We start from the raw sequence: 8,702 nt of genomic DNA on the forward strand, positions 1-8,702 counted from the left end.
GCTGATGCGGACACCATCGCGTTGACCCTCGCTGAGATCCGCCGCCTCCTCAACGCGTTCGTCCTCGCCACAGCACCACCACCAGCGCACACCCTGCACCGGTCAATCTGGCGGCGAACATCCCAAGCCCGAGCCCGTCGCTCCCACTACCAGCGCAGACAGGCGAAGTGACGTTGGAGTACTAGGGCGTGCATCAGAAGTGATTGGCGGTGGCGTGTGCCTGCGGGTCGATGTCTTCGATCAGCTATGTTGCCGGCGTGGAGATCCAGGTGTTGGAGGGTGCGCTCGTCGAGGTGCCCACGGCCGATGTCACAGGCGTGGACCGGCGTGCGTTCGGCGAGTTCGTGGGGCCGCGTGGCGAGTTGGCGTCGTACGCGTTCGGGTGGACCACCGGCTCACACCCGCGCGTCGCCCGTCTGTCGATCGGGATTGGTGTCGGCAATCCTGGCGGTGGCACGTTCCACGCCGTCATTTTCGCGCACGACGACGGCCACGCGTTCTCGCTCGTCGATGAGCCGTTCGAGCAGGTCCCGCAGGGCGGCCCGCATCTGAGCGCGGATCAGTCGCGCGCCCACGAGGACCTGCCGTTCGTCTGGTGGGTGGCCGACCACGTCATGCAGCATGATCGGCGAGCCGGTTGGATGCGGCACTGGTTGCTCGGCACCACCTGTATCCAGACCCCTGAGGTCTTCGAACGCCACGAGCCTGTCCTGTTCGTCAGTCACGACGCGGACGACGGCGTCTGGCAGTTGATCGGAGCCTCTGACGCGAGCGGCGGCACCGGCAAGGTCGGACACCTGCACCATGCCGTCGACGAGGACCCCACCCTGATCGACGTTCTCGACCTACCGCCCGGACGCACCGCGGAACGCGCGGGCGTCGGAGAACCCTGGACCGCAGACGTCTAACCTGGATCGAGGCATCGCCCTACTGACTGTCGGCTAGTACTCCAGCCGTAGTTGTCTCATCTGAGGTTTTAGCAGCTCATCGGTATGATCGATGTCGGAGTTGAGCCGACCACGAAGCTGCGGATGTCGATGCTATTCGGTCGGTGGTTTGCGTGGTCGCACTGTCTGTCTGTTATGGCCAGTCGCAGTGCGGGCAGGGTTCCGTGCTCGTGTTGATCGATGAGATTGTGGGCTGGCGGGCGGGTCTGGATGATCTGCTGGCGCGGTTCGCGCACCGGTTCGGGCGGGCGGAGCCGCGCCGGCAGGCGCTGACCTACCTGGTCGGGCTGCTGTCACGCCTGGCCAGCAAGAACGGCTGGACCCTGGCCGAGGTTGCCGGCGACGCGACGCCTGACCGGATGCAGCGGCTGCTCAACCGGTCCGCGTGGGACCCGGACTCGGTCCGCGACGACCTGTTCGCCTACGTGTCTGAGCACCTCGGCGACGATGACGGGGTGCTGATCGTCGACGAGACCGGGTTCCTGAAGAAGGGGATGAAGTCGGCTGGGGTGCAGCGTCAGTACTCGGGCACGGCTGGGCGGACGGAGAACTGCCAGCTCGGGGTGTTCCTGGCCTATGCCAGCCCGGCCGGGCGCACGCTGATCGACCGGGAGTTGTATCTGCCCCGTGGCTGGTGCGACGACCCCGCCCGCCGCGAGGAAGCCGGTATCGCGGCCAGCGTCGGGTTCGCCACGAAGCCCGCGCTGGGGCTGCGAATGCTCGAACGTGCCATCACCGCCGGCGTGCCAGCGAGGTGGGTCACCGCGGACGAGGCCTACGGACAGGACTCCAAGTTCCGGACCTGGCTGCAGCAGCTCAACCGATGGATAGACGGTCAGACGTGGCGGACGCTCAACCTTCGACACGTTACCTTTTTGATCGTCCCCAGCCGGGGACTCTCGGTCGCCCGGCCCGGTATGACTTCCTGCCCCTGTCTTTCGGATGATCCGGGGGGTGTTGTCGCCGGGTCGGGTGGCGTCGGTGGACCGCTGATAGGGACACGGCCACCCGTGTTCGGGGTAGGTCTCTTCGTAACGTGGCTGCCGGCAGTCCGACGCTCAGACCAGCGGCCGAGGCCACGATGAGATGCGTGGAGGCGGGTGTGGTGAACGACGGATACGGCGTCTATCTCGGCTTGGACGTCGGCAAAGGTGGCCATCACGCGGTCGGGTTGTCCCCGGACGGCAAGCGGCTGCATGACGCGGCGTTGCCGAACACCGAGGTTCGGCTGCGGCAGCTGTTCGATAAGCTCGCCCGTCACGGCCAGGTTCTGGTGGTGGTCGACCAGCCGGCCTCGATCGGCGCCCTGCCGGTCGCGGTCGCCAGGGCCTGTGGGCATCAGGTGGCCTACCTGCCCGGCCTGGCGATGCGGCGGATCGCTGACCTGCATCCCGGCAGCGCGAAGACCGACGCCCGGGACGCCTACGTCATCGCCGATGCCGCCCGCACCCTGCCCCACACCCTGCGGCGGGTCGACACCGGTGACGAGGCTCTGGCCGAGTTGGAGGTCCTCGTCGGCTTCGACGACGACCTCGCCGGCGAAGCCACCCGCGTGTCCAACCGGATCCGTGGCCTGCTCACCCAGATCCACCCCGCCCTGGAACGAGTCCTCGGCCCGAAGGTCCACCACAAGGCCGTGCTGGAGCTGCTGTCACGTTGCGGCGGACCGGTCGGGTTGCGCAGGGCAGGCCGCCGCAAACTGCTATCCATCGCCGGACCTCACGCACCCCGCATGGGTGAACGCCTGGTCGAGCAGATCATGAACGCGCTCGATGAGCAGACCGTCACCGTCCCCGGCACCACCGCGGCGGAGACGATCCTGCCTCGCCTCGCCGACAGCCTCCGTGACGTCCTGCGGCAACGTGACCAGGTCGCCGGCGAGGTCGAGGGGATGCTTGATGCGCACCCTCTCGCCTCGGTCCTGACCTCGATGCCCGGCATCGGCGTCAGGACCGCCGCCCGGATCCTGCTCGAAGTCGGCGACGGCACCGCCTTCGCCACCCCCGGTCACCTCGCCGCCTATGCCGGGCTCGCCCCGGTGACCCGACGATCCGGCAGCAGCATCCGCGGCGAACACCCACCCCGAGGCGGCAACAAGAACCTCAAAAGAGCGTTCTTCCTCGCCGCGTTCGCCGCCCTGGCCGACCCTGTCAGCAGGGCCTACTACGACCGGAAACGGGCCGAGGGCAAACGCCACAACGCCGCCCTCATCTGCCTCGCCCGACGCCGCTGCGACGTCTTGTTCGCCATGCTCCGCGACAAGATCCCCTACCAACCCCGCCCCACCAGCCCTGTCCCCGCTTGACGGAACCATAGGGACACCCCCCGCTCAGCCCGATGGGCCCACTCCCCGCCGACGACGCGAACAGCCTCGCCGTCGTACGCAGCCCGTACGTCCGTGAACGGATGCCGAAAGTCGCGGCATGTGTCGAGGATCTACCCATGCACCACCGGATGGCAGTCGTGTCGTCCCACCCCGACCCGTACTTCGTGCCGATGACCGTGGAGCTGTTGAAGGAGGCCGCTAGTTGGGAGATGGGCGGCCAGACCGGTCAGCTCTTCGTGCAGCACGCGCCGTTCCTCACTCTCGAGACGTTGCGGACTGCACTGACGAACTGGGCCGAGAACCACGAGTGCCGCACGTCGAACCCGATGCCGGAACTCGCCGTCCGGCTGCACCAACACACCACCCATCTCGGCCCGGCCCGCAACGAGCTCTTCCGCGACTTCCTGACAACGGTCCGAACGTACGAAGGGCCGAGTAGCTTCTTCACCTATCCCGGTCTTGAAGAGGCCCTGCGCACGTCGGTATGAGTCACAGCTGGTGGCGGGGGCTGCCGTCACCTACTGGTCCGGCACGGGCACGCCGCGCCAAGTGATGCTCATTTATTTGCCATGGTGACGATACGGGCGGCAGCGGGTGCGTCCTCGGGGGTCCAGCGGTAGTTGACCTGGTGCCCGGGGGGACCGTGCGGCACGCTCAGGGTGTCGATATAAACAACGGTGCGCTGGTCCGCTCGACAGGCGACGCAGATTTCGCATGGTTGCGTCCATGGAAGTGGTGTATGACATGCCCGCGATGGTCCGGCTCGGGTGAGCCGGGGTGGGCCGGCCTGAAGCAGCTACAGCAAGGGGCCCGACCCCCGCGTGATTGAGAGAGTCGGGCCCGTAGGGCTACTCGCGTGCCTCGCCTACTTCTGGCACCGCCCGCTGGCCTGCCCCTCTGCGACGACCTTGTCGACGCCCTTGACGTAGTCCGCCATCGACTCGGCGTCCGGCTGGAACCGCCACTGCCCGTCCTCGTATCGGATCTCGGACATCCCGGCGGCGATCGACCGCTTGAAGTTCACGACCGCCGTGCCCTCGCCCTCAAGACGAGTCCCGGTGATCTCGAAGGTCAGGCCGGTGATGGTCTTGCACTCGGTGTGCAGGCGGGCGTACTCGTCGCGGGTGATCGCCGCCTTGCCCTCCTTGGTCCAGAGGTCCCATGCACCCTTCCAGTCGCCGGCCGCATAGGTGTCGTACTCCTTCTGAGCCAGCGCCTTGGCCGCCTCTACCGTCTTCGGCTCCTGCGGCTTGTCGGCCTTGGCCTCGGCGGAGGCGGCACCCGGGGCGGCGGGCGTGGCTGGCTCGATGGTGTCCGCGTTCTCGCAGCCAGCGGTGAGCAGAGTCAGTCCGAGGGCTCCGACGGCGATGATGGTCTTGCGCATTCGTGTGTCTCCTGGTCATGGTGCAGTGCCGGCCACTCGGCCAGCGTGGCCGCGATCGGTCATGAACCGTCGCTACCTCTCGGGGGTCGCGGGTGATCATGGCAGGGCAGTGCGACATATCAGCGGTGGGGCGCACAGTCGCTGGTCAGCTCATGCTGGTACGGCTCAGCGAGGGGCATCTGTGCAGCCTCGGCCGTGAGCGCCGGACTCTTCCTGGATCGCTTCGGTCAAGACCTCCTGACCGTCGCCAGGCTCAGCCAGGCAAGTTCGGCGATGCGCAGGTGAGTCGCCTCGGACTCGGCGAGGCGGGCCCTGCGCCGGCTTAAGCGATTCTCGTGCTTTAGCTTGGCCCCACGGTCGACCGGATTGAGGGGACTACAGGGTGTAGCTGCGTGGCTTAGGATCACTGCTGCGGGGTCGTCACCCGGCCTCGGGCCTGGGGAGGTTGTCGTGCGGCCGGTCGCGGTGGTGTGTGTTGTTGCTGTGCTGTTGAGCGGGTGCGGTGGAGGCTCGTCTGAGCAGCCCAAGAGCAGTAGCGCACCGGTGGGTGACGACGGTGTGGTCGAGTCGACGGGCCAGGTTGGTCTGCCGTCGGGGATCGTGGTCTCGAAGGACGATTTCTCCGCTGGTAGCAAGGGCTTGCTGGTGTATGACGTCACCACGGGCAATCTGCTCGCCACTGCGGTGGCGCCGGGCGAAGCCGATGTCAACCGTCGGGAGGCGTTCGACGCGTCGATGCAACGCCTGGCATACACCAACGATTGCGAGCTCTTGGTGGCGACGCTGACAGGTGGCACTTATGTCCCGTCAGGACGGTGGGAGCCACCGCAGACGTTCGGTGAGCCTGAGCAGTGCTTCGACAACCCGACTTTCGGCGAGGACGGCCGGATCCGAGCCACGGTCGGCGCCACGGTGTCGGAGCCCGGCCGGGTCATGTCAGTCGATCCGGTCCAGTCGGACACAGCTCCGAGGGATGAGGGCGCGGGAAGCGTTCGACAGGAGAAAAAGTTCCGTATCGCCGCCTTGAAGAAGTCTGACGTGCGGGTCTACGTCCGCGGCAGCACGGTCACCAGTCTGATAGTCACCGGGGTCAAGCCGGGCGGCGATGTACTTGGCGGCGACTTCTCGTACGACTGCAAGACGCAAGTCGACAAGGCCTCGTTCTTGTGCACCTCTTCCCTCGATATGTCGCGCCAGTATTACGGAAGCGTCGCTCTGGCCACGGTCGACATGCCTGCTGGGACGGTGACGGTCAAGCAGGTCGCGCCGGCGAGCAAGGCTTCCCGACCGGTGGTCTTGCCCGCCTCCGACCAAAGGCGGGTGGCGATCTATGACTCCACTGGCTGGTACACCACGAGCCTCGACGGCGCTTCAAGCCCAACCCGCCAGCCCCTCAGCGATCAGCAGAATCTCGGCGACCCTCTCTTCTGGGCCTGAAGCCACTCCTCAGAGGTCATGACGCGGTGCCCTCGACGTGCGAGGTGTACGCCCGAGGGGTGACTTCACACGCCGCACCTGACACCCCGTGACAGCGCGTCCATCTATCCCCTGACCACTGAGGGACGGGCGGGACCACGCCGATCGTGGGGGCCGATTTTTGCAGAATGGTGGTGGGCGTACGGCAGGGGAGGGGCAGTCATGGGCATCTGCGTCGTGTGTCGGGCGGATCAGCGCACGGTGGTGCTCATCAGCCGTTGGGGCGTCCCGCACGGTGCCTCGGGGCACCAGGTCAACTACCGCTGGACCCGCGTCGAGGCCTGCTCGGAGTGTGGGGCTGGACTTCTGGTGCGCTTTGATCACGATTGCTTCCACCCGCCGTGGGAGGGGCCGTGGGACATGGACTGGTCGTGGCCGGTCGACGCCGACGGGGTCCAGCGGCTGACGTCTGCCATCGTCGGGTGCCCGGACCCGTTGCAGCCATCCTGCGAATGTCCCGCGCACCGCAGCTTGCGCGAGACCACCGAGAGACCGCCGCCGCGTGAGGTCCCGGTGACGATCGCATTGACCGAGGACGGGCTGCCGCAAGTCCGGCTGGTACACGATCTATAAAGCTGGCGGACCGATTGGATAGACGGGCAGACGCGGCGGACGTTCAACCTTGCCCCCCGTTTACCCCCCGAAAACCCACGCCAAATGTTGGCGAAGAGTGACAAGGGTCGGTGAGACCTCAATAACGTCCTTGCAGCTCAGCGACCACCTCAGGCAAGTAATGACAAGCCTCCTTTGGCTACTTTCCGTTACAAGGGGTCGTCGGTTCGAATCCGGCCGTCCCGACGCAGCTCAGAGGGCATATCTCATCGATGGATATGCCCTCTTGTCACGTCCGGGTGACTAGCTGAGTGACTATGCCTCAGCGTCAAAGATCCGATCCATGGCCACGGCACCGCCGAGGAGCACCGGCCGGAGTTGGTGCCGGTAGACGCTCTCGGTGACGGTCGTGCCGGAGTGCCCGCAGAGGTCCGCGATCTGTTCGATGCTCACGCCGCTGTCGGAGAGCAGCGAGACGAAGCTGTGCCGCAGCTCGCGCGGTGTCCAGTCGCGCGGGTCGAGGCCCGCTCTGGCGACGACAGGGCGGAACGCCCGCAGCACGTTGTGCCGGTCGAGGGCGGTGCCGGCGGCGGAGACGAAGACGAGTCGGTCAGCGGGAGGCTGGCTTTGGTGCTCGTGGTGGGTGGTGAGCGCAGTGACGCACCGGGCCGGCAGGGCCAGGGTGCGACGCGACTTCCTGGTCTTGGTGTCACCATCGGCGCGTACTGAGCGCCATACCTGGATGGAGGGCGGCAACGGCGGCTCGTTGGCCGGCTTGCCCTTGAGGTCGACATGCGCCCAGGTGAGTGCCCGCAATTCCTCAGTACGGGCACCGGTCAGCAGTGAGACCACGATGTAGGCGTGCAACGAGCTGCCCTCCGCAGCCACCAGCAGCGCCTTTGCCTGGTCGAGCGTCAGCGATTTTGAGGGACGGCCACCACGACCGGTGGGAACGGCGCAGAGCGCGACCACATTGCGCTTGACCTTGTCCCGCGCCATGGCGCGATTGACCGCGCGGTTCAGCAAGGAGTGGAGGAGTCGAAGCGTCCGGGTGCTCAGGTGTTGGGCCTTGCCCATGAGCCAACGGTCGACATCCGTCGCGGTGAGGTCCCGTAGCCTTCTCGCGCCGAGGTCGCTGACGATGTGGGACCTTACGAGTGTGGCGTAGTTCGCCCTGGGCTGGCCAACGCGCTCATGAACGGCATCCGCTTCACTGCCGACCAGCACCGCGACACCTGCGACCTCAGCCACCCCGGCACGCCCTCTGCGGCTACGGCCATGCTGAGGCTCAAGGGCACCGCGCTGGAGTACCTGGTGCTCGGTGACGTCACCGTGCTCATCGACATCGCAGACGGCATCCAAGTCATCACCGACGACCGAGTGGACAAGACCGCCCGCGCCGAACGCAAGGAAGCCGACCGGCACCCGTTCGGGTCGGCTGAAAAGCAGGCCGCGCTGCTACGGATGAAGCACGCCGAGCTGGCCGCTCGTAACCAGCCTGGCGGCTATTGGGTGGCAGCCGCAGACCCCTTCGCCGCCCAACACGCCATCACCGGAGAGGTTCCGCTCGACAGTGTCCGACGAGTCGCGGTGCTTACCGACGGAGCCGCCCGACTGGTGGCCCTGTTCGGCCTGCTCGACTGGCCCGACGTGATTGACGTCTTGGAGCAGAGTGGCCCGACCGAGCTGATCCGGCGCGTACGCGCCATCGAGGCCGCAGACCCGTCCTGCATACGCCGCTTGACTACTGACCGCGACGGGTCACAGGGTACAGTCGGACAGTGCTCGATATGGACACAAGGCGTCGACCAATACGTCCCGGTGAGTGGCTCGCAGTGCTCGATGCGGTATACAACGCCGAGCCGAGTGATGAGCAGACGTGGATCGAGTGGAAATCTACAGTTGACCTGCGCTCTAATACTCCAGCAGGAGATCCGTTTCAGGGCTCGGTGAGGGCTTGTCGGGCGTAGTGGCTGATCTTGGCTTCGGCTTGGTGTTGGCGTCGGAAGATGGACCA

Annotated in this window: 8 protein-coding genes and 2 pseudogenes; 8 read left to right on the top strand and 2 right to left on the bottom strand. The window is 66.5% G+C overall.

Annotated features, from left to right (window positions below; genetic code table 11):
• The 5 genes and pseudogenes from SM450_RS30795 to SM450_RS30815 all read left to right on the top strand — a co-directional run.
• Positions 1-171, top strand: a pseudogene (locus SM450_RS30795) (IS701 family transposase); the annotation flags it as partial.
• Positions 172-257: 86 nt separating this feature from the next.
• Positions 258-908, top strand: coding sequence for a hypothetical protein (locus SM450_RS30800; protein WP_474623292.1), 651 nt, complete (start codon positions 258-260; stop codon positions 906-908).
• Positions 909-1,123: 215 nt separating this feature from the next.
• A pseudogene (locus SM450_RS30805) lies at positions 1,124-1,762 on the top strand (IS701 family transposase); the annotation flags it as partial.
• A 266-nt stretch (positions 1,763-2,028) separates the two neighbouring features.
• Entirely contained in the window at positions 2,029-3,252 is a 1,224-nt protein-coding gene (locus SM450_RS30810; protein ID WP_474623293.1) for an IS110 family RNA-guided transposase, read from the top strand.
• Positions 3,253-3,389: 137 nt separating this feature from the next.
• The gene (locus SM450_RS30815; RefSeq protein ID WP_474623294.1) at positions 3,390-3,761 is read left to right on the top strand and encodes a hypothetical protein; all 372 of its coding nucleotides are present in this window, start codon (positions 3,390-3,392) and stop codon (positions 3,759-3,761) included.
• A 377-nt stretch (positions 3,762-4,138) separates the two neighbouring features.
• On the opposite strand, the gene SM450_RS30820 is transcribed toward SM450_RS30815, so the two are convergent.
• Entirely contained in the window at positions 4,139-4,657 is a 519-nt protein-coding gene (locus tag SM450_RS30820; RefSeq protein WP_474623295.1) for a hypothetical protein, read from the bottom strand.
• A gap of 543 nt (positions 4,658-5,200) precedes the next feature.
• Between SM450_RS30820 and SM450_RS30825 the strand changes: the two genes are divergently transcribed.
• Both SM450_RS30825 and SM450_RS30830 read left to right on the top strand, forming a co-directional pair.
• Complete coding sequence (locus SM450_RS30825) at positions 5,201-6,094, top strand: hypothetical protein (RefSeq protein WP_474623296.1); 894 nt, start codon at positions 5,201-5,203, stop codon at positions 6,092-6,094.
• Positions 6,095-6,295: 201 nt separating this feature from the next.
• Entirely contained in the window at positions 6,296-6,706 is a 411-nt protein-coding gene (locus tag SM450_RS30830; protein WP_474623297.1) for a hypothetical protein, read from the top strand.
• Between the two features lie 294 nt (positions 6,707-7,000).
• Here SM450_RS30830 and SM450_RS30835 read toward each other — a convergent pair whose 3' ends face one another.
• Positions 7,001-7,912 (bottom strand): site-specific integrase, encoded by a 912-nt coding sequence (locus SM450_RS30835; RefSeq protein WP_474623298.1) that lies wholly within the window; start codon positions 7,910-7,912, stop codon positions 7,001-7,003.
• On the opposite strand from SM450_RS30835, the gene SM450_RS30840 reads away from it, so the two are divergent.
• On the top strand, positions 7,880-8,638 hold the full coding sequence (locus tag SM450_RS30840) for a hypothetical protein (RefSeq protein ID WP_474623299.1): 759 nt from the start codon (positions 7,880-7,882) through the stop codon (positions 8,636-8,638). The genes SM450_RS30835 and SM450_RS30840 overlap by 33 nt on opposite strands.
• Positions 8,639-8,702 lie beyond the last annotated feature (64 nt).

This window comes from Micromonospora marincola (assembly GCF_056150385.1).